Origin of the sequence: Xenorhabdus thailandensis, assembly GCF_037996785.1 — a bacterium.
Classification (GTDB): Bacteria; Pseudomonadota; Gammaproteobacteria; order Enterobacterales; family Enterobacteriaceae; genus Xenorhabdus; species Xenorhabdus griffiniae.
This window is the reverse complement of sequence record NZ_JBBMXF010000003.1, coordinates 32,468-53,589: the sequence shown is the minus strand read 5'-3', so window position 1 is coordinate 53,589 and position 21,122 is coordinate 32,468. Positions and strand designations below refer to the sequence as shown.

Below are 21,122 nucleotides of genomic sequence, written 5' to 3'. Positions count from 1 at the left end.
ATTCTTCTCCTCGAAGCAGGAAGGGAAAACACGCTTCGCTAAATCAAATTGGTATAGGTAAAAAACCTTTCTTTTGCAAATAAACCAAATAAGTATCAAGTAAATCATAACGTAATTTTGGCAATGTCATATCAATCATTTCCGTCGCTTCTTTTGTTTTTTTATGGTGGAATTTATCTATTTCCTGCCAGAGAATTAATAATTTCTCATAGGAATCTTCTACGCCATAGAGTGGAAAAAAACGGTAGAGTGCATTATTTTTATCACTGGCGAGTAATTTTTTTTGCCATTGATAATATTCCATTAATTCTATATTAAATCCACGGCTATTTAACCAAGTAATAATATCATTCCAATTTATTAGTCCTTCGTAGTTAAATAAATTAAGAACATTACCAGTTTCAATGGTATATTTAGTTAATGCCATAATAGATACGGTATAATCAATAGGGGTAAAATTCATAAGGCCCGGAAAAATAGGGGCACAACCTAACTGAATACAACTCTTCATGAAAAGCATAAATTGATTATTAGCAAATGGTGCCTCTCCCGTTTTACTGTGCCCTGAAATATAACCCAAGCGAAATATATTCGCTTTACCCCCTTTTTTTACGAAATTTTCCAACAGGCGTTCAGCTTCCCATTTGGAAATTAAGTATCCCATTTCAGAATTAAGCATAGTGTTTCCGGGAAAATCCTCCAAAATATTCCCGTATTCATCCATTTTAGAGGCAGCTGAAAGCGTAGAAGCATAATTTATCACTTTCTTTTTGCCTGTGTTAGCCATATTAATCATGTCATTGACACTATCAACATTAGGTGCTTTCAGTGCGTCATAGGGCTGCACATGATTCACTCGTGCTGCTATGTGATAAATAACATCTACTTCATTGCATAATTCTTGAAAATCTGAATGATTAATTCCACACTGGGGTAAAGTAATATCACCTTCAATAACTTTAATGTTTTTTGCAGATTTTAGGTGGTGAACACCTTCTACAGAAAATTTTTTATAGGCTTCTTCTATGCGAGATAATTTATTTTTATCATCAACCGCTCTGCATAATAAAAAAATTGTTCCAATTTCTTTTTTCTGCAAAAAAACATCCAAAAGATGTACACCAACAAAACCCGTTGCACCCGTTAATAAAACATTATATTTTATTTTTATCATATTAATTACCTATATAAAATATTTATAATTGAAATTATTTTGCAATGACAATTTATTATATATAAATGTAAAATTTTTAATTTAATTTAATTTTGTGTCAATGCATGTTTTTTGACAAAAAGTGCATAAAAAAAGCCGCAAAACAAATAATGAATGCCTTATGGCTATAGCTATAATAGAATAGATAATTAATTCATAAAATTATTTCAGCTAATGCTAAGATCAAATGCCATTGACTTAACTCAACATTCAATATAATAATTTATTATTGAGGGTTGGGTGATTTGAGGTCGTTATTATCATGTGTATACCCATCACTTTTCAAGATGTAGCGTGCAAGACGACGCGGGGAGTGATAGCACGCATCTCGAAGTTGAATTGGTATATGACTAAGAATTGAGAGAGATGATGAATAAGGCAATCGTTGTTGGTCTGGGAATGGTTTTATTAGCGCTAATCGGGTTCTTCGTTTACGTCCTGCAGGGTTCTACCCGGAATAATTCAGGAAATATCGACTACCCTCCGGTAAAAGTGGCTCTAGCAGAAGTAAAAGAAATCACTTTAGCGAAATCATTACATGGTATTGGAGAACTTGAAGCCGAACGGCAAGTCCATCTGGCGGCAGAAACCAGTGGCAGAGTCGTCAGAATTGAATTTGAATCGGGTCAATATGTAGAAAAAGGGCAATTATTAGTGCAAATCAACGATACGGTTGAACGGGCGGATCTTGCCCGCCTACAGGCGCAATGGAAAAATGCGGAACGGTTATATCAACGCACCCAAAAATTATTTGCCAGCAAAATGGTTGCCGCCGCTGAACTAGACAATACGCTAGCACAACGCGACATGGCACTGGCATCTATTCGCCAGAAAGAAGCCGTTATTGCCCAGAAAGTCATCCTAGCACCTTTTTCAGGTGTGATGGGAATAAGACAGATACACGAGGGGCAATACCTGAATGCCGGCGATGCGATTGCTAATCTGGTGGATGCCAAAAACCTGAAACTCAATTTTTCTCTGAATGAACAGACAAGCCCGGAATTGCATGTCGGGCAGTCCGTCAACCTACAGGTTGATGCGTATCCGAACCAAAATTTCCCTGCCACCGTCAATGCGATAGATCCATTAATTGGCAATTCCCGTACAGTGCAGGTACAGGCACACTTGAATAATGCTGATGGAAAACTGAAAGCAGGCATGTATGCCAGCTTTCAGGTTATACGCAAAAATAATCAGCCAGTGCTAGTCATCCCGGAAACTGCCGTCACCTATACCGCTTATGGCGCTACCGTTTTTGTCACTCAGGAGACAAATCAGGAAGACAAACCGGTCACTCCGCAAGGAATGACCGTAAAACGGGTTTCGGTTGACGTTGGGCAGCGTTGGGATGGCCTGGTTGAAATCAAAAAAGGGTTGTCCCAGGGGGAACAGGTTGTCACATCAGGACAAATGAAATTAACGGATGGAACAGCAGTTGTTGCCATTGCCGCCGATACGCTGAAGACAGCGGAATTAGCGGCTACGGGTTCTTGATGGAGGCGGAAAAATGACTTTTACCGATCTTTTCGTTCGCCGCCCGGTACTCTCATTGGTGGTGAGCACATTGATTCTGTTATTGGGCGTGTTTGCCCTGAGCAAACTTAACATCCGGCAGTATCCACAACTGGAAAGCTCAACCATCACCATCACAACGACCTATCCGGGAGCATCCGCCGATCTGATGCAAGGGTTTGTCACCCAACCGATTGCACAAGCCGTTTCTTCTGTTGAAGGGGTGGATTATCTCTCTTCGTCTTCGGTACAGGGCAGAAGTGTTGTTACTGTTCGTATGGAATTGAACCGCAATTCAACCCAAGCCTTGGCTCAAGTGATGGCAAAGGTCAATCAGGTCAGATACAAATTACCGAAAGAGGCTTATGACCCTGTTATTGAACTGTCATCGGGAGAATCCACGGCCGTGGCTTACGTCGGATTTTCCACTGATACGCTGTCGGCATCTGCACTGACCGATTACCTCTCCCGCGTGGTTGAACCCATGTATTCATCGATTGACGGAGTTTCAAAAATCGAAATTTTTGGCGGACAGAAACTCTCCATGCGTCTGTGGCTAGATGTGGATAAGCTGGCTGGGCGTGGATTGACGGCTGCCGATGTTGCCGCCGCTGTCAGACAGAATAACTATCAGGCGGCACCGGGTAAAGTCAAAGGGGAGTATGTTATTTCAAATATCCATGTGAATACTGATCTGACTAGTATCGAGGATTTTCGTGATCTCGTTATTCGCAATGATGGCAATTCATTAGTCCGTCTGAAAGATGTTGCCACTGTGGAGTTAGGTTCTGCCACAACAGACAGCAGCGGTATATACAATGATAAAATGGCGGTGTATCTGGCGCTATTTTCCACCCCAACTGGAAACCCGCTTGTGATTGTTGATGGCATCAACAAGCTGTTTCCTGATATCCGGAAAACTCTTCCACCCGGTGTGGAAGTAGGGTTGTCATTTGATACTGCTCGTTTTATTAATGCTTCAATTAAAGAAGTCGTACATACCTTGTTGGAAGCACTAATCATTGTAATTACCGTGATTTTTTTCTGTTTAGGTTCATTACGTAGTGTACTGATCCCAATTGTCGCTATTCCTTTATCGATGTTGGGCGCAGCAGGACTCATGCTGGCCTTTGGTTTTAGCATTAATTTATTGACGCTATTGGCAATGGTGTTAGCTATCGGTCTGGTGGTGGATGATGCCATTGTCGTTGTTGAAAATATTCATCGCCATATTGAAGAAGGGAAACCACCAGTTATTGCCGCGTTAATCGGTGCAAGGGAAGTGGCAGGACCGGTCATTGCGATGACGATTACACTGGCTGCTGTTTATGCACCGATTGGCTTAATGTCAGGGCTGACGGGAGCACTGTTTAAAGAGTTTGCGCTGACATTAGCCGGTTCCGTTATCGTGTCTGGTGTGGTGGCGTTAACGTTATCCCCAGTGATGAGTTCTTTTTTACTTCAGTCTCAACAGAATGAAGGGCGAATTGCTCGGGCGGCTGAGGTTTTTTTCGAAAAATTGGCGCATTATTATTCTGTTGTACTCAATGTTTCATTGCGTTACCGTTGGGTTATGGGTGGGTTTGTCTTACTAGTTGTGATCAGTTTGCCTTTGCTGTATCAACATGCCAGGCAGGAGTTGGCTCCCTCGGAAGACCAAGCCGTGGTGCTGGCCGCCATCAAATCCCCGCAATATGCTAATTTGGATTATGCAGAGCTTTTTGCTCATAAACTGAGCGGCATCTTCAGCGAAATCCCGGAGGCGGTCGAAACATGGATTGTCAATGGTACTGATGGGCCTTCGGCCAGTTTTGGTGGAGTGAATTTATCGGCATGGGATGAACGTAAGCGCTCAGCGGCAGAGATTCAGGCGCAATTGCAAAGTGAGGTCAATGATGTGGAAGGAAGCAGTGTCTTTATCTTCCAGCTCCCTCCATTGCCAGGTTCTACGGGAGGCTTGCCGATTCAGATGGTACTTCGCAGTATCGAAGACTACCCGGCGCTATATCGAACTATGGAAGAGATCAAACAACGTGCGCGTGAAAGTGGGCTGTTTGTTGTTGTGGACAGCGATCTGGATTACAACAATCCTGTAGTACAGGTGCAGATTGATCGTGCCAAAGCCAATAGTCTGGGGATAAGAATGCAAGATATTGGTGAATCTCTCGCAGTGTTGGTCGGAGAAAATTATATCAACCGATTTAGTATGCAAGGCCGCTCTTATGATGTTATTCCGCAAAGCATCAGTCGTCAGCGATTAACGCCGGAAGCGTTGTCTCACCATTATGTCAGGACGGAGAACCAAAAAATGATCCCGCTTTCGACTGTTGTTTCCGTTTCGACAAGAGTCGAACCCAACAAGCTGACCCAATTTAACCAACAGAACGCTGCTATTTTTCAGGCTATTCCCGCCCCTGGGGTCACATTAGGGCAAGCCGTGGATTTTCTTGAGGGTATTGCGGATGATCTGCCGGCAGGTTACAACCATGACTGGCAGTCAGACTCCCGCCAATATAAGCAGGAAGGGAACGCATTGGCTCTGACGTTTATGGCCGCATTGGTGATCATCTATCTGGTATTAGCAGCGCAATATGAAAGCCTGGTTGACCCGTTGATTATCCTTATCACCGTACCACTTTCAATTTGTGGTGCCTTGATACCGTTGGCGATGGGTTATATCACCCTGAATATTTATACCCAGATTGGTCTAGTGACGTTAATCGGACTTATCAGTAAACACGGTATCCTGATGGTGGAGTTTGCCAATAAATTGCAGGAAAGTGAGGGCTTGGATAAACGTTCTGCCATCGTACAAGCGGCGAAAATTCGCCTTCGTCCGGTATTGATGACAACGGCAGCGATGGTGATTGGTTTGATCCCATTGCTATTTGCAAGTGGCGCCGGTGCCAACAGTCGTTTTGGTATTGGGCTTGTGATCGTCACCGGAATGTTGGTGGGAACGTTTTTCACATTGTTTGTGTTGCCAACGGTATACATGTTCTTGGCAAAAAATCACACGGCAGCGGCAGTAACACTGAGAAAACAGCAATTGAATAAAGCAGATGACATACTGAACTCAACACATTAACCTGCTTTCAATATCTCTACCGTCTCTAAGTTGCAAGTATCTCCCCGCTCTGCGGGGAGATATTCATATATCTTGATCTTATTTATAATTTGGGCTGTTTCTTCATTTCAATAATACACTCCCTACTGCCGGTTAGAGAAAGTTCCAAGTCTTGTATATTGGTGATCATCAGGCCAGCTTGTTCTGCGATCGATTGAAATTCTGACTGATATCGTGCTTTACCTGACAGCATGATATCCATATATAAATCAAATGATGCAGCATTTGGAATATTGGGTTCTTTAACCATCTCAATAACATATAAAACGGAATTTTCATTCATTGCATCATGGCAATTTTTCAGAATATTAATTGCACGATTATCCGGCCAATTATGCAAAACGTTTTTTAAACAATAGGCGTCATATCCAGATGGAATAGTGGAAAAGAAATCTCCATTGATAAATGTAATTCCTTCTGACTCATTTCTAGTGAAATCATATTGATCCATGACATGGCATTGAATATCAGGGTAGTGCATTTTTATATTCTTTGCCAAAGAGCCTAATCCTCCGCCTATGTCAATGATTGAAGAAATATTATTTAAAGAGATAAAGTTAATAATATGCTTACTCATTACCTCAGACATTTTTGCCATCAAATTATCAAAGTCCATTTTGTGGGAATGGTTTTCCTCGTGATTGAGATAACTATAAAGGGGTTCATGATGATAAAGTTCAAAAGCAGATTTGCTGTTTGTGTCAGTTAAAGATGAGCTGTATTGTGACCAAGCATTCCAGACTGCTGGATTTAGCTCGAATTTTATATGCGTTGTTTTAAAACTGTTTGGATTACTGAGTGATAAGCATGGTTCAGTCAGGTAAAACTTATTCTCTTTTTTTTCTAGCACTTTGAGGGATTGCATATAGTTACATAGACGTTCGATTTTATCTTGTGGAATATTGCATAATTGGGATAGTTCTTTCACTGTCCTTCCTGCTTGGTTATTTAAGTATAAAGGTGCTTTGCTTTCTACAAAAGCAAATAGTGCTGCCGATTTACGATAAGCTACCGTTAGTTCAAATAACATTATTTATTTTCCTTATTCAAATTTTAAATAGAGTTGAGAAATATTTTTACCAATAATTTTATTTTTTGAATTCACTAATATTAAGAAATTCAATTTCGGCCTAGTGGTTGTTAACATTTTGCGAGGGATTATTAGACAGCATGATAATTTGGTATAATACCTTCATCAAAAACAACTAACCCTTATCATCATGCTGTGAACTATGTTGTTTGACGCTGGAAGGCATTCTTTATCAAATGCGAGCAAACATCCCCTGGCGCGGCTTACCCCCAGAATTTGGCAAATGGAACAGTGTCTGCCTGGTCACAAAAAAGTATTTTACAGATTATTTTCAATTGGTTATGTTCGTTTTCTGATAAGGGATGGTTGTTTATTGATGGCAGTATTGTTCGTGCTCACCAACATAGTGCAGAAGCCGCATCAAACAATGATGAAGTGATTGGTAAAAGTTATGGTGGACATTCGACAAAAATCTATTTAATTGTCGATAGCTATGATTTATCTGTTAATTTTAAATTGTCAGGAGAACAAGTGAATGACAGTGTCCATGAATAAAGTTTAATCGATAATTTGCCACTTTCAGATTTTGTGATCATAGATAAAAGATGCGACAATCAGTCTCTTAGGGAACATATTAAGCAGAAAGGCGCGACACCTGTTATCTCTTATAGGAAACACAGCCGAAAATCGACTAAGTGGATTTATAAATGTTTATATCGTTATCGCCATTTAGTGGAAAATGCGTTTGCCAGAATTAAATATTCTCTTGTAATAGCAACAAGATGCAATAAGACGTCAGCCTGTTAGTATGGCATTTATCATCATCTGGCTACCTATGTGGGCTAGTTGTTGTATTTTATGCGGTCATGTTCCCAATAGTTAGATCGGTTAAACAAGGTAGTATTCACGCTCAATGAACGTGCCTATCACTTTATCGCGTATTTCTTCGGATTTAGAATGGCCTATCGTTTTTCGACTCAGTCCCTTGATGCGAATACGTAGGGTGAGATTGGTTCTCTCGATACGTTGAGTAAATTTCTTTCCTATGAAATGTTTTTTTCAGGAAGATAATCGTAAACGATGTAATCATCCGTACCGTAGAGCTGGATGTTGAAAGGAGACAAAAGAGCCAACGCTGATTTTTCTTGTTACCGACAAACGACCATTGTTCGTCTATTTCAACAATAATCTGCATGTCACTCCCTACCAGCGGTCGCGTGGTTATGTTTCTTGGCGTGAGTTTTTTAGTGTGCGAATGACTGTGTTAATACCGGCCTTCAGAACGCGAGCAGTATCCCTGACACCAGCGTTATTGATTTCCATACCAATACTGCTCTTTCATGCCGGGATTACAGGCTTGATAGGTATAAGTCAGTTGAAACGTTTTACGGCAGGCATAACAGTGATAACGAGGATGTCCAGTACGTCCTTTTCCATGTCCTTTTACCTCTTCCGTCTTGTGACAGTAACGACAAACCACATCAACTTTAGCCATCTTTCACCCATAATAAAAAACGGAAAGTTTATCACAGCATCTAATCATTGGGCACATGACCTTTGACTTCTCCCCCGCTTTAGTTGCGGGGGAGTATTAAATAATGTGGCGATTATAGAAAATTTTAAACAAGATCAAAATCATCTCGCCAATAATGCGCTGATAGGTTTGATACTAGTTTTCTGAGCCATCAGCTGTCGCGCTTCCCAGCGATCATGGCCGACTTGTACGTTAATCCAGAAATCAGAGTCAGTTTCAAACAATGCCGCCAACATAACAGCCTCTTCAATGCTGATCCGGCGTTTTCCACTAATAATTTCAGTAATACGCGGACGGGAAAGATTAAGAGCCTCGCCTAATTTTGCTTGAGTAATATTCAGTGGTTTTAAAAACTCCTCTGAGAGCATTTCACCCACAGTCGTCGGTTCTCTTAAAATGGTATCCATAACGCCCTCTGTTAATTTCTTTAGGTTAAATTCCCTGCTGCTTACAGCAGGATTGTTTATTTAATATTTATGAGGATCAAGGTAAATATCGTATGCCGCTCCATCCCGCCATTGAAAAATAATCCGCCATTGAATATTGACCCTAATACTCGACCATCCCTCTAGCGAACCAGATAAGCGTTCATAATTATTCCCCTGTGGAGAGAACAAAGAACGCTCTGTTGTGGCTGATTCAATAATGTCGAGCTTACGTTTCAGCGATGATTCTATTGTCACCGGTATCGCTTTGCTCCGCTTACCATCTAAATAGAACTGTGCCAAAGAACCCGACGGACCTTCCTTAAAGCTCTTGATCATCCCTCAACCCTTCATTTTTCATTGAAAAATGTATCTCACACCACAATTTAATGTAACGAAATTCGTTGCATTATGGAACGAATAATATATCATACCATGACGAAATGCAACAAATTTCGTTACAAATAGGAACAAAAATAGTTTCATATAGATGCAAAAAGGGTTCATTCAGGAGAGTTGGGTGAGTAGAGCTGTCCGGTTACCCAGACAGCCCCCTCCTCAGAACCGGACGTGCGGAACTACCGCATCCGGCTCCCGACAGACCTGTGTCCCCACACATATTCAGCGAGAATTAAACATTGAATGTATTTTCCATCGAGATGGATAATTCAGCATTTTCAGGATTAGATTTAGTTTTTCCCATGTTAACCGGCGACACCCTCCTTTCCGGTTGAACCATCGATAAATGATCCACTTGCTTTAGTAGATAAATTGCTCAATTCTTCTCTGATTGTCAGAAATACTGTGATAATTTATCCAGCCTCTGACTACCCTGATGACAGTATTCAGGTTCTTGCGGAGAAAGTCTCTGAGTCCCTTCAATTGTTCATTGAGCGTGAAGACTACCTTGTTTAACCGATCTAACTATTGGGAACATGACCGAAAATATCCAACGTGTGAGAAAGTAATTTTCTAGTGATTCGATTACTTAAGTACCACAAATTCCGCACCCAGCACTTCTCAATAGCAAATGATCCGGCAAGTTGACTAATCACAGTTTCAATTAAACGTCGTTTAGGGGGTCCGCCAGGGGTTACGCATGAAAATATTTAGTGGATAATGCCTTCATTTTTAGAGGAATGCTGATGAAGGAATTAGTGGATATCTTTTCTGATTTTCCAGATCCACGTTGTCAGGGAAAGGTCAAACACAGCTTTATTGATATCTTAGTGATCGCGGTATGCGCTGTCATTGCCGGCGCTAACGCCTGGACTGATATTGAACAATACGGTTAGCTAAAAAAGGATTGACTGCGTTCATTTCTCCCGCTCAAAGGCGGTATTCCGTCACATGATACTTTTCGACGCTGTTTCAGTTTATTAAATCCGAACCTCTTTGAATATCATTTTTATCAGTGGGTTTCCCATGATATTTCTTCAGAAAAGCGGGCGATCATTGCGATTGATGGTAAAAGTTTACGCCATTCGTTTGATAAGAAAATTGAACAAAGCCCATTACATGTAGTGAGTGCATTCTCAGTTGAGAAAGGACTCAGCTTATGTCAGTGTGCCGTAGACGGAAAATCAAACGAAATTAAGGCATCCCCATATTATTATCGATGCTTTCATTGAAAGGGCATCTCGTGACGATTGATGCAATGGGCTGCCAACGCACAATTGCTCGGCAACTACGCGAGAGTGAAGCCGATTATATTTTGCCCCTTAAAGGCAATCAGGGAAAAACCTTTTCGGAAGCGGTTAACTATTTTCAGCAACAACAGATAATCCAACAGCCTTACCTTGAACCTGATCATGATGAATTCGATGATAGCCATGGGCGTACCGTCAGACGACGTGGATGGGTTCTGCCACTGACATCAGAAACAAAACACTTAGGTTCCTGGCCAGATATTCAGGCTCTTCTGGTCACGGAAACGATACGACAAGAACGTTATTCTGACAAAGTGACCTCTGATTTTCGTTATTATCTAAGCAGTTGCCATGATTCTCCCGCCTTTCAATTAAGTGCCATACGGAAGCATTGGGCTATCGAAAATAGTTTACACTGGGTTCTGGATGTCACTTTTCGAGAAGATGATTCACGAATGAGAGAGCGGATCGCCACAAGAATATTTGCCCAATTACGTAAAATGGCGTTCAATATCGTGAAACGAGATACCAACAGTAAACTGAGTTTGAGTGCTCGAAAGAAATCAGCCGGGTGGGATAATAGCTATATGGAAGCGCTGTTATTTAATCAATTCTAGCCTACCAAAATTTCATGCGTAACCCCTGGTGATAAACCACTATTTCCAAGATGAATCTTTCAGGAGTGAATTGATTACTAAACATGAACGTTACACTCAACGTGAGCAAATTACCCGATTATTCAGCTATCAGTCCTGGTCTGGGGAATTTTTGCCTCAGCTCGCACAACAAGCGGCTCATATCGTTCGGCGAGATGCTGCCCCAGGATTTGTTGCCGCCGAATTGGTCATCTGGCTTAATCAAAATAAAATTGTCCGCCCCGGTTACACCACACTACAGGATCTGGTCAGCCAGGCGCTTTCCGCTGAACGCCAGCGTCTAGGAAATATTCTGGCCGAGGTTTTGGATGAAACGGCTGCCGCCTTACTGGATAAACTGCTGGTACGTGATGATACGTTGTCTCAACTGGCCGTACTCAGGCAAGATGCTCAAGATTTTGGCTGGCGTCAGATGGCACGAGAGCGTGAAAAGCGTGCTACGCTGAAACCCCTGTATGAAATTTTTAAAGTGTTACAACCCAGAGGCTGGGGTATTTCACAGCAGAACCTACTGTATTACGCAATTTTGGTGAATTTTTACACCATTTACGATTTGCGTAATCTGAAAACCGATCAAACCCGACTCTATTTGCTTTGTTATGCCTGGTGGCGTTATCGGCAGTTTACTGACAACCTGGTTGATGCGATGGCCTTTCATATGAAGCAACTGGAGGATGAAAGCCGGGCTATCGCAAAAAAGACTTTCGCCGATGAACAAGACAAACGTCATCAGGAGGTTTCACCGGTGGGTCGTCTGCTATCATTGTACGTCGATGATCGGGTATCTGATCTGACACCGTTTGGTGAAGTACGTCAGCAAGCCTGGGCAATTATGCCAAAAGACACGGTGCAAAATACGGCACGGCGTATGCGCAATAAGCCACTGAAAAAACTGGCACTGCACTGGCAATCAGTAGACAAATTGGCTGTGCGTGTTCGCCGCCATTTGCGTCCGCTGTATACTGGGCTGGATTTTGCCTGTATTAATCCTGCCAGTCCATGGCTTAAAGCGCTCATCTGGGCTAAAGATATCTTCAGCAAAAAACAGCGTTTTTCACAGCGTCCGCTGGCTGAATGTCCGCCGGAAACCTGACCAAAACGACTGCGCCCGTATTTGCTGATATTTGACGAAAATGGCAATCCAAATCATTTGCATGCCGACCGCTATGAGTTCTGGCTATACCGCCAGATAAGAAAACGGTTTCAGTCAGGCGAATTTTACCTGGATGACAGCCTGCAACACCGCCATCTTTCCGACGAGCTGGTTTCAGATGAAGAAAAACACGATGTTCTGGCGCAAATAGCGATCCCTTTTCTGAAGCAACCTATTGATGTTTTGCTGGATACCCTGTCATCGGAATTACATCAACAATGGCAGATTTTCAATCGCGAACTGAAACGAGGCCAACTTAAACATCTGGAATATGAGAAGGACACACAGAAATTACATTGGCGCAAATCCAAGGCAGATAATCGAAAGCCTCAGGAGCAAACATTTTATGCCCGGCTGCCGTTCTGCGATATTGCCGATGTACTCAGCTTTGTGAATGAACAGTGCCATTTTCTGTCGGTGATGAAACCTTTACAGCCACGTTATGCGAAAAAACAGGCCGAAACGGACAGTTTGATGGCAGTCATCATTGCACAAGCTATGAACCATGGTAATCAGGTGATGGCTCGAACCAGTGATATTCCCTATCACATTCTGGAAAATACGTACCAGCAGTATCTGCGCCAGGCGACATTACAGGCGGCCAATGACTGTATCAGTAATGCGATTGCCACACTACCGATCTTTCCGCATTATTCATTTGATCTTGACGTGTTGTACGGTGCGGTCGACGGACAGAAATTCGGAGTTGATCATCCGACGGTGAAAGCGCGCCACTCACGCAAATATTTTGGACGGGGCAAAGGTGTGGTCGCTTACACCCTGTTGTGTAACCATGTCCCTCTCAACGGTTATCTGATAGGCACAAACGAATATGAGGCTTACCATGTCTTTGATATCTGGTATCGCAACACCTCGAATATCGAGCCAAGTGCTATCACCGGTGATATGCACAGTGTTAATAAGGCTAACTTCGCGATCCTTCACTGGTTCGGCCTGCGTTTTGAACCTCGTTTCACCAGCCTGAATGCGCAACTCCAGATGTTATTAATGCGGTGTGCTTTTACTAATACTCAGGTTGTATTAAGTTAAATAACACACTGAATATAAATAAATTATTTTTTAAAATAGATAATTAGTATATATATTTGAACACCTCCTTAATATATTGTGCTGATAATCCGGAAATGTACAAAAAATGTCTGATTCAACCCGTCGGCCAGATTGATCGGCAACTTATTATCCGCGAAAAAGCCAATATTGACCGGATTGTTGCCACGTTGGGGTTGAAAGAAATGACCCAAGGTCTGCTTATTCGTAAGCTGTGTACTTATACGGCACCCAATCCAACGCGGCGCGCTATCTTTGAGTATGATCGGTTGGTACGCAGCCTCTACACATTGCGTTACCTGCGGGATCCACAGTTAGAACGAAATGTACACCGTTCACAGAACCGGATTGAATCTTATCATCAGCTCCGTTCAGCCATCGCACAGGTCGGCGGCAAAAAAAGGAGCTCACCGGACGAACCGACATTGAAACGGAAATCAGTAATCAGTGTGGACGATTAGTTGCTAACGCCATCATTTACTATAACTCCGCGATTTTATCCCGATTATTGAATAAACCGAAGGTATCAGACAGCATCAAGACACAGGCATTGATAACCCAAATGTCCCCCGTTGCCTGGCAGCATATTTTGCTGAATGGGCATTATACCTTCCAGAACGGGAAAATTATTGACCTTGATGTACTTATAGCAGGGCTGAATTTCGGCTGACAGAATTTTCTTGGATTCCGGCTTACAACCCCAAGAACATCGTCGGAACGTCTAACAAACATGACAAATTACCTGTATGCGAATAGCCATAGTTAAAACGTATAGCTATTCGCTATACGTTTGCTATAATAACTTTCTGGCCATTTTATATACAGGTGAATGATGAGAGCACAACCTAAAGAAACACCAATTAACATCCGGGCGAAAGCCTTCCAGCGGGAACTGATTGATCATGCCGCAAACTTGCACTCAAAGACCCGCACTGATTTCATCTTGGATGCAGCTTGCCGTGCAGCTGAAGAAGCCATACTTGATCAGCGTCATTTTTTCGTTAATGACGAAAAATATGATGCATTCATGCAAATGTTGGAGCAACCGCTTTCTGATAATGCAGGCTTTAAAAAACTCATGGGATATAAAGCACCATGGGAATAAGCGCGCCTGAAATATTAACGGCTGAACATAATATCCATGATTTTTATTGCCAGCATGAAACATTAAACGAATGGCTTTCGCGCCGAGCTTTAAAAAATAATAAACTTGGCGCGAGCCGCACATTTGTTATTTGCAAGGAAGGTACAAAAGACGTTATTGGTTATTATTGTCTCAGCGCGGGATCAATTAATCATATTGAATCGACCTCATCGCTTAAACGCAATATGCCAGATCCTATTCCGGTGGTACTTCTCGGCCGCCTAGCTGTCGATGTGGAGTATCAGGGGAAGAAACTCGGCGCATTACTTCTTCAAGATGCCTGGAAGCGCGTCGCCAGTACGGCAGAACAAGTGGGTATTTCAGCAATAATCGTCCACGCCATTGATGAAAGTGTCCGATCGTTCTACACCCGTCTTGGTTTTGCCCAGTCACCGTTAGAACCATACACACTGATGCTTCCATTAGGCACAGTAAAAGCGAAACTGTAAAATACCACATTTTTCATTTTTTCCAGATTACACAGACTCAGCGCGTAGTCCAGATACCAGTGTATGAATGGTTCGAAATTTTTCATCTTCGCCCCGCCCCTGAACGGCGAGCTATCGTTCTTTGTGCTGGGGCGATAAAAAACTTTATGAACGCATGATCCGTATTGCGGATCACGAATTGTCGCCCCATCTGGCAAAAGTACAGGTTAAAAATAAAGTAACGCGATGCTCAACTTTAACACCCTATAACATTGGTTTGTTGAAGCCAGTCCGGCCGATCAATATGTTTGAGGTCTGACGGTGATATATCAAATTGCCAGCAATCATTGCTGTATTCCGCCTGAAACCTGACGGCAGGCTGCTCCCTTAACAAGCGAGGCTGGTCGAGATGGTACAGAGAAAGCCAGCGATTAACAGTGGGTTTTCGCAGCAATCCTTTAGGCGTCTTCACTAATCCTTGAGATGTTTCCACACCGTGCTCTTCGAGCAACTGAATGGCTCGTCCTGTTGATATAAGTGCCGGCCGGATTTGTTGATCGTACGCAATTTCAAAGCAGCGATCAGCTCACAATAATGTTCTAACTCAGACGGAGGTAGAACACGGGGGATACCGTGATCACGCCGGTGAATTGTGCGGGGTTTTAGAACACACTGGAGAGCCCGATAAACAGTAGTAACGGAAACATCGTACAATTGGGCCACTGCTGCAATCTGTGTTGTTCGTTCCGGGCTTTTGGGCGGCAGGCGATCTAGCCGTTGCCGTAATTGCAACAGGGAGTCAGTGGGAATGGATTTACGCTGGCTGCCCATAGTTATCTAACACACGATAGATTGAGGCCCGGCCAATACCGAGTTGACGGGCAATTGCCGTTGCCCCCATTTTTTCAACCACATACAAACGGTACACTTCAGCGGGATCAATAGACGATTTCCGACCCCGGTACACGCCACGCGCTTTTGCTGCTGCAATCCCTTCCAGTTGACGCTCACGGCGCAGGTTGGTTTCAAATTCGGCGAATACGCCCAACATATCGAAAAAGGCTTTTCCGGCTGCGGTGCGTGTATCAACAGGTTGTTCTGTTGCTTTCAGGGTAATTCCCCGTTGATTCAAAGCATGAACAATATCCTGCAAATCTTTAATGCTGCGTGCCAGCCGATCTATCCGCGTTACAATCAGAGTATCGCCCGGTCGCAAAAAGTCCAGCAACAGTTGTAGTTCATCTCACCCGTTCCGTTGGGTACCACTGGCTTTTTCAGATTGGATAATTTCACAACCGGCGGCACGAAGCATTTGTGTCTGTAGTGTGAGATCTTCGGGTCCTGTGGAAGAACCCCCAGATCTGTAAACTTTGTGAGAGCTACGAGTTATCCACGTGCTTAAATGTGTTCAAAACACGGTAGATGGTTGCTTCGCCTAGCTTGAACTCCTTGGCTAACTGACCAATCGTAGTGCCGGACTGACGCTTGAGATAAATATCATTTCGTATATCTTCGGTTAACTTAGCGGGGCGCCCGAATCTGACACCATTCTCTTTCGCTTTGGCGATCCCTTCCGCCTGGCGTTCACTGCGTAAGTCATTTTCAAACTCCGCGATGGTGGCCAGCATATTGAACATAAGACGCCCTGTTGACGTTCGGGTATCAATATTTTGATCCAGAACGACCAAATCAATATTTTCTTGCTGAAAGCGACTAGAAATTTGTGATAAATGATCCACTGAACGTGCAAGCCGGTCTAATTTTGTGACGATCAGCGTATCACCTTCACGCAAGTAATCCATACAGGCTTGGTATTGCGGGCGGTGTACTGTCCGACCACTGCGTTTTTCCTGATAAAGACGTTCACACTCCGCTTGTCTTAATTTTTCCAGCTGAATGTCTAAACTTTGAGCTGTTGAGCTGACCCGCGCATAACCAATTTTTGCCATAACCTATCATTATCCTTTAGACCATTTGATTGAGTACTTATGATAGGACTTTTGAGAGTCATTTGCAGTGGTTGTCAAAAAGTATACTTTTTGATAGTCTTAAATTTGATCATATCGTTCGATTCGTTTATATTGTTTGAATCATGCCATGATTCAATGAGAGGACTATTATGGATGCTCTTTCTGCCAATGAAGCCAAAACCCAGTTTGGTGACATGCTACTCAAAGCACAACGTGCCCCAATCCAAATCAATAAAAACGGAAAACCCGTTGCGGTGGTTATCTCAATGGATGAATACGAAAGTATTGAAACACTCCGGTTAAAATTATTGCAGTCAAGAGCTGAGCAGGCCAGAGTTGATATTGAATCCGGTAACACCCTCGATGGCGAAACCTTTTTTAATGAACTGATATCAGGTCAGTACGATTAGAACTTCACCTATTGAGGAGAAAAAAATGTCTGTAGCCGGACTGAGTGCAGAACAATTACAACGGGTGAAACGTATACACGAATATGCTCCCCGTTTTCCCCTGACAGAAACCGATGATGCGCAATTACTGAAAACCTGTTACGACTATATGGATACATTCAAACAGGTGATAGACAGTGCATCCACTGCCCGGCTGGATGATATTTGCCCGCAATACACCGGTTTTTTCCAATTCGCCAAACTCATGGAAATGTTGGCTCAGGGTATTGCTGAGGGTATTATCGACGTTCCAAGGGATCATTAGCCTTAATGACTATATCAAACTACCGCTTAACGCCTGATGCTCAGGCCGATCTGATTGAAATCCTTCGTTTTACTGTACAGCAATGGGGTAAGATGCAATCGGAAAAATACCTGTCCGGACTTCAACAAACCTTTCGTTTGCTGGCTTCTACCCCTGCACTGGGAAGAAGCAGGCCGGAAGTCGGATCGGGCGTATTGAGTTTTCCTTATGTCAGTCATGTCATTTATTACCTCATCCACGAACGGAAACCGGTGATATTTGGTGTGCTGCACAAACGGATGGTGCCTGCAAATCATCTGGACGGACGCGAAATGATTTGATTGTCTGGCCTCATTGAATCCGGGACTCGCAATGGAAAATATCAAGCGTATTCACTTATTATCCAATACCGAAATCGAAGAACTCTATGCCTGTCCCGAATTCAATGATCACGAACAAAACCTGTATTTTTCCTTAAGCCCGGCAGAACGGGCTGTTCTCGAACAGTTTCGCAATACCCAGACTCGTATCCATTTCATCCTGCAACTGGGTTATTTCAAGGCGAAACAACAGTTTTTCAACTTATCACTTGATAAGGTCATCCAGGATGTTCAGTATATTGCGGCTACGTATTATAGCGATACTGATGCGGCCCGGTTCACAGGCTCACTCTCCCGCAAATACAGGCGCAGTCAGCGGCAGGCCATACTCTCGCTCTTTGGTTACCGAAACTGGTCTCCGCAATATACAACTGAAATAGAATCTCATCTCGCCTATTTGTTGCGTTACTATCCCAAAGGGCACAGTGCGTTTCGTCAACTGCTGACGTATTTTGAGCATCAAAAATTGATGCTCCCGTCCTACCGAATTCTACAGGATATTTTCAGCCACGCCTTTATTGCGGAGGAAAATCGCCTGAATGCGGCAGTTTCCTTGTTGCCTGCCGTAATCACTGAGCAACTGGACGCTTTGGTACAGCGGGATGACGGTATCACTGCCCTTAATATTATCCGTGCCGACCAAAAGGATTTTCAGTACACCGCTGTCAGAATGGAAGTAGATAAGGCATTGCGTATTGAAGATCTCTATCAGTTTACTCGGGATTTTCTGCCTTCTCTGGCGTTGTCAAAAAATGCTATCCGTTACTATGCGGAAATGGCCGAACAATATGCTGCCTCCCGGTTGCGCAGACTTAGCAAAACCCAACAGTGGCTACAGGCCTTGTGTTTCGTCTATCACCGTTATCAGCAAATCATGGATAATCTGATTATCAGCTTTTGTTATCACACACGGGCGATCATGGATGCCGGTAAAATTTATGCGTCGATAGCCCACATGGATCACAGTGCCAAAGTCGTCACGGATTTTCCCGGACTGGCAAAGTTTCTGAAATGGTTTCCAGAACGGAACCCAAACATGAGCCAGACCGAACTGAATGAAGTGGCATTCAGTATGTTGCCCAAAACACAATTTTCCGTTATGGCAGACTTTTTGGAAGGCAAATCTTTTGATAAGAAAGCGGCGTTGTGGGAATACTATGGTCAGTCATCCCGCTTGCTCTCGTTGTATCTGCGTCCGATATTTACCCGGGTAAAATTGGAATATTATAAGAAAGACAGTCAAATAGGCGAACTGATCCATGTATTGAAAACACATTACGCCAGTGGAAAAAGTCCAGCCGCCTTAAAAATCTGCGATGAGCTGGGATTCACCATTCCCAAAAGTATGAATGCCTACCTGAAGCGGAAACCCTCGGACACTCGAATCGATCCGTATTTATTTGAGTTTTTTGTCTATTTAAAGATGCTCCATGAGATTGAACGAGGCCGTCTGTATTGCAATGACAGTGTCTCGTACTGTGATATTGATACCGATCTGGTTGACGATACGCTGGTTGATCACGTTGAAAAGATCGCGGCGGAGTTTGGTTATTCCCGCCTTCCTGTTTACTGTGACCAGCGTCTTGATGAAGCGCTACAGGAGCTGGATGAAGCCTGGGAGAGGACGACTCACAATATTCGTGAAAATAACAATCCCGGCTTTAACGTTCGTGAAACCAAAACCGGACAACAACACTGGAGTCTGCACTATGACAGCGTTGAAAAGCTGGACGATGCTTTTTTCAAAAACTTGCCCAAAGCTGAAATTGCTAACATTGTCATGTTCATCGGTGAGCTGACTGACCTATGGCGTGGATTTACCCACCTGAAAGACCGTTATACTAAGCGGAAAAAACCGTTACCGTTGGCAATTAATGCCTGTTTGTTGTCGGAAGCCTTTGGATTTGGTGCATTGAAAATGGCGGATATGTCGGATATGGAACTCAACCCACTTCGCGCAGTACGGGAAGATTTTATTCGGGTGGATACGCTTTGTGCAGCCAATGAAATCGTCAGCAATCATATCCATTCACTGGCGATCTTCAAACAGTGGAATCTCATGGATAACAAACTATTGGCTGATGCAGACGGGCAAAAATTTGCAACGACAGACAGTACGATACAATCCCGTTATTCCAGAAAGCATCTGGGTAAAGGCCGTGGCATCTCGCTCTACACACTGCTCGCCAATTACGTGGCGGTTAATGCGAAAAATATTGGTCTGAATGAGTACGAAGGTCATTCATTGTACGACATGATTTACAACAATAAAACGGATATCGATATTCATATGGTGACAGGGGATAACCACTCACTGAACAAGCTGAATTTCGTCACTCTGGATTCTATCGACGTAGATTATGTTCCCAGTATCAAGAAGGTGCGTCACGCAGCTGACGCTATTTATTCAGCGAAACCTCTGGATTATGATACTGGTATTCTCAAACCTAAAGGGGTGATTAATATCGAACGTATCCGCTCTCAGCGGCGAGGCGTTCTGCGTGTATTGCTTTCACTGATCATGCAGGAAAATACCCAGAGCAATATCATCCGAAAACTGAACTCTCACGCCCGTTACGCCAGATTAAAAGCGGCGTTGTTTGAATATAATGCCCTCTTCAAGAGCACTCATGTTCTCAATCTGATAGATGATATGGCACTCAGAAAAGCGATCCGAAGCGCCCGAAACCGGACAGAAGCCTATCATCAGCTTCAAAGTAACATCCGAAAAACGTACAACGGTATCTTCAAGGGTAAAAAAATCGTTGAAAACCGGGTCAGTGCTCATGCAGCCAGATTGGTTGCCAACTGCATCATTGCCTACAACAGTATGATCCTGAATGCGGTCTACCAGAAGATGCTGGCCAACGGTGTTTCTCAAGAAATTATTGATGAGTTTACGCGGATTTCGCCGATTGCCTGGACACACACGTTGTTCACGGGGCGATACAACTTTAAGAGAAATAACGGAAAAATCGATGTAGAAGCGATGGCGAGGATATTGGAGTCTCACCTGAAACAACATTTTTGGCGGGATGACTGATCAGGGTTTTCTCTCAAAGTTTACAGATCTGGGGGTTCTTCTGATGGACCCGATAATGAATGAAGGTCAATGCTGAGCCAGCACAGAAAATGATGGT

13 protein-coding genes and 8 pseudogenes are annotated in these 21,122 nt (G+C 43.2%); 11 read left to right on the top strand and 10 right to left on the bottom strand.

What is annotated here, in order from left to right; all coding sequences use genetic code 11:
* Nucleotides 1-43: 43 nt before the first annotated feature.
* Nucleotides 44-1,174: a thioester reductase domain-containing protein gene (locus AAC853_RS00390; protein ID WP_340613290.1), complete on the bottom strand. Its 1,131-nt coding sequence runs from the start codon at nucleotides 1,172-1,174 to the stop codon at nucleotides 44-46.
* Between the two features lie 408 nt (nucleotides 1,175-1,582).
* Between AAC853_RS00390 and AAC853_RS00385 the strand changes: the two genes are divergently transcribed.
* Both AAC853_RS00385 and AAC853_RS00380 read left to right on the top strand, forming a co-directional pair.
* The gene (locus AAC853_RS00385; protein ID WP_340613288.1) at nucleotides 1,583-2,707 is read left to right on the top strand and encodes an efflux RND transporter periplasmic adaptor subunit; all 1,125 of its coding nucleotides are present in this window, start codon (nucleotides 1,583-1,585) and stop codon (nucleotides 2,705-2,707) included.
* Nucleotides 2,708-2,720: 13 nt separating this feature from the next.
* Nucleotides 2,721-5,813 carry a MexW/MexI family multidrug efflux RND transporter permease subunit gene (locus AAC853_RS00380; protein ID WP_340613287.1) on the top strand — a complete coding sequence of 1,031 codons (3,093 nt, stop codon included), beginning with the start codon at nucleotides 2,721-2,723 and terminating at the stop codon, nucleotides 5,811-5,813.
* A gap of 82 nt (nucleotides 5,814-5,895) precedes the next feature.
* Here AAC853_RS00380 and AAC853_RS00375 read toward each other — a convergent pair whose 3' ends face one another.
* On the bottom strand, nucleotides 5,896-6,882 hold the full coding sequence (locus AAC853_RS00375; RefSeq protein ID WP_338885728.1) for a methyltransferase: 987 nt from the start codon (nucleotides 6,880-6,882) through the stop codon (nucleotides 5,896-5,898).
* 209 nt (nucleotides 6,883-7,091) lie between these two features.
* Between AAC853_RS00375 and AAC853_RS00370 the strand changes: the two are divergent.
* Nucleotides 7,092-7,765: pseudogene (locus AAC853_RS00370) on the top strand (IS5 family transposase); the annotation flags it as partial.
* A gap of 5 nt (nucleotides 7,766-7,770) precedes the next feature.
* Here AAC853_RS00370 and AAC853_RS00365 read toward each other — a convergent pair.
* From AAC853_RS00365 to AAC853_RS00345, 5 genes and pseudogenes are all read right to left on the bottom strand, one after another.
* A pseudogene (locus tag AAC853_RS00365) lies at nucleotides 7,771-8,377 on the bottom strand (IS1 family transposase).
* A 140-nt stretch (nucleotides 8,378-8,517) separates the two neighbouring features.
* A complete protein-coding gene (locus AAC853_RS00360; RefSeq protein ID WP_340613286.1) occupies nucleotides 8,518-8,823 on the bottom strand; it encodes a HigA family addiction module antitoxin in 306 nt (101 codons plus the stop codon).
* A 60-nt stretch (nucleotides 8,824-8,883) separates the two neighbouring features.
* Nucleotides 8,884-9,180, bottom strand: a complete 297-nt coding sequence (locus AAC853_RS00355; RefSeq protein ID WP_340613285.1) for a type II toxin-antitoxin system RelE/ParE family toxin — start codon at nucleotides 9,178-9,180, stop codon at nucleotides 8,884-8,886.
* Between the two features lie 282 nt (nucleotides 9,181-9,462).
* A pseudogene (locus AAC853_RS00350) lies at nucleotides 9,463-9,726 on the bottom strand (group II intron reverse transcriptase/maturase); the annotation flags it as partial.
* A gap of 35 nt (nucleotides 9,727-9,761) precedes the next feature.
* Nucleotides 9,762-9,917: pseudogene (locus AAC853_RS00345) on the bottom strand (IS982 family transposase); the annotation flags it as partial.
* Nucleotides 9,918-9,980: 63 nt separating this feature from the next.
* On the opposite strand from AAC853_RS00345, the pseudogene AAC853_RS17675 reads away from it, so the two are divergent.
* The 4 genes and pseudogenes from AAC853_RS17675 (at nucleotide 9,981) to AAC853_RS00315 (ending at nucleotide 14,960) form a co-directional block, all read left to right on the top strand.
* A pseudogene (locus tag AAC853_RS17675) lies at nucleotides 9,981-11,009 on the top strand (ISAs1 family transposase).
* Nucleotides 11,010-11,135: 126 nt separating this feature from the next.
* Nucleotides 11,136-14,037 (top strand): annotated as a pseudogene (locus AAC853_RS00330) (Tn3 family transposase); the annotation flags it as partial.
* 162 nt (nucleotides 14,038-14,199) lie between these two features.
* Complete coding sequence (locus tag AAC853_RS00320) at nucleotides 14,200-14,472, top strand: type II toxin-antitoxin system TacA family antitoxin (RefSeq protein ID WP_338885787.1); 273 nt, start codon at nucleotides 14,200-14,202, stop codon at nucleotides 14,470-14,472.
* Entirely contained in the window at nucleotides 14,463-14,960 is a 498-nt protein-coding gene (locus AAC853_RS00315; protein WP_340613283.1) for a GNAT family N-acetyltransferase, read from the top strand. Before AAC853_RS00320 ends, AAC853_RS00315 begins: the two co-directional genes overlap by 10 nt.
* 262 nt (nucleotides 14,961-15,222) lie before the next feature.
* On the opposite strand, the pseudogene AAC853_RS00310 reads toward AAC853_RS00315, so the two are convergent.
* The 3 genes and pseudogenes from AAC853_RS00310 to AAC853_RS00300 all read right to left on the bottom strand — a co-directional run.
* A pseudogene (locus AAC853_RS00310) lies at nucleotides 15,223-15,770 on the bottom strand (transposase family protein); the annotation flags it as partial.
* A pseudogene (locus AAC853_RS00305) lies at nucleotides 15,754-16,329 on the bottom strand (recombinase family protein). The pseudogenes AAC853_RS00310 and AAC853_RS00305, both read right to left, overlap by 17 nt.
* Nucleotides 16,319-16,888, bottom strand: coding sequence for a recombinase family protein (locus AAC853_RS00300; RefSeq protein WP_340613282.1), 570 nt, complete (start codon nucleotides 16,886-16,888; stop codon nucleotides 16,319-16,321). The pseudogene AAC853_RS00305 and the gene AAC853_RS00300 overlap by 11 nt, the downstream one beginning before the upstream one ends.
* A gap of 170 nt (nucleotides 16,889-17,058) precedes the next feature.
* Between AAC853_RS00300 and AAC853_RS00295 the strand changes: the two genes are divergently transcribed.
* From AAC853_RS00295 to AAC853_RS00280, 4 genes are read left to right on the top strand one after another with little or no spacing between them, the layout of a single operon-like run.
* A complete protein-coding gene (locus AAC853_RS00295; protein ID WP_338885859.1) occupies nucleotides 17,059-17,319 on the top strand; it encodes a type II toxin-antitoxin system Phd/YefM family antitoxin in 261 nt (86 codons plus the stop codon).
* 25 nt (nucleotides 17,320-17,344) lie between these two features.
* Complete coding sequence (locus AAC853_RS00290; RefSeq protein WP_338885858.1) at nucleotides 17,345-17,623, top strand: arylsulfatase regulator; 279 nt, start codon at nucleotides 17,345-17,347, stop codon at nucleotides 17,621-17,623.
* A gap of 5 nt (nucleotides 17,624-17,628) precedes the next feature.
* The gene (locus AAC853_RS00285) at nucleotides 17,629-17,943 is read left to right on the top strand and encodes a type II toxin-antitoxin system RelE/ParE family toxin (RefSeq protein WP_340613280.1); all 315 of its coding nucleotides are present in this window, start codon (nucleotides 17,629-17,631) and stop codon (nucleotides 17,941-17,943) included.
* A 31-nt stretch (nucleotides 17,944-17,974) separates the two neighbouring features.
* A complete protein-coding gene (locus AAC853_RS00280) occupies nucleotides 17,975-21,025 on the top strand; it encodes a Tn3 family transposase (RefSeq protein WP_340613278.1) in 3,051 nt (1,016 codons plus the stop codon).
* The last annotated feature ends 97 nt before the right edge of the window (nucleotides 21,026-21,122 follow it).

Excerpts from the sequence above, each read along its gene's own strand:
- AAC853_RS00390 (WP_340613290.1), bottom strand. The coding sequence starts at position 1,174 with ATGATAAAAATAAAATATAATGTTTTATTAACGGGTGCAACGGGTTTT.
- AAC853_RS00385 (WP_340613288.1), top strand. The coding sequence starts at position 1,583 with ATGAATAAGGCAATCGTTGTTGGTCTGGGAATGGTTTTATTAGCGCTA.
- AAC853_RS00380 (WP_340613287.1), top strand. The coding sequence starts at position 2,721 with ATGACTTTTACCGATCTTTTCGTTCGCCGCCCGGTACTCTCATTGGTG.
- AAC853_RS00375 (WP_338885728.1), bottom strand. The coding sequence starts at position 6,882 with ATGTTATTTGAACTAACGGTAGCTTATCGTAAATCGGCAGCACTATTT.
- AAC853_RS00360 (WP_340613286.1), bottom strand. The coding sequence starts at position 8,823 with ATGGATACCATTTTAAGAGAACCGACGACTGTGGGTGAAATGCTCTCA.
- AAC853_RS00355 (WP_340613285.1), bottom strand. The coding sequence starts at position 9,180 with ATGATCAAGAGCTTTAAGGAAGGTCCGTCGGGTTCTTTGGCACAGTTC.
- AAC853_RS00320 (WP_338885787.1), top strand. The coding sequence starts at position 14,200 with ATGAGAGCACAACCTAAAGAAACACCAATTAACATCCGGGCGAAAGCC.
- AAC853_RS00315 (WP_340613283.1), top strand. The coding sequence starts at position 14,463 with ATGGGAATAAGCGCGCCTGAAATATTAACGGCTGAACATAATATCCAT.
- AAC853_RS00300 (WP_340613282.1), bottom strand. The coding sequence starts at position 16,888 with ATGGCAAAAATTGGTTATGCGCGGGTCAGCTCAACAGCTCAAAGTTTA.
- AAC853_RS00295 (WP_338885859.1), top strand. The coding sequence starts at position 17,059 with ATGGATGCTCTTTCTGCCAATGAAGCCAAAACCCAGTTTGGTGACATG.
- AAC853_RS00290 (WP_338885858.1), top strand. The coding sequence starts at position 17,345 with ATGTCTGTAGCCGGACTGAGTGCAGAACAATTACAACGGGTGAAACGT.
- AAC853_RS00285 (WP_340613280.1), top strand. The coding sequence starts at position 17,629 with ATGACTATATCAAACTACCGCTTAACGCCTGATGCTCAGGCCGATCTG.
- AAC853_RS00280 (WP_340613278.1), top strand. The coding sequence starts at position 17,975 with ATGGAAAATATCAAGCGTATTCACTTATTATCCAATACCGAAATCGAA.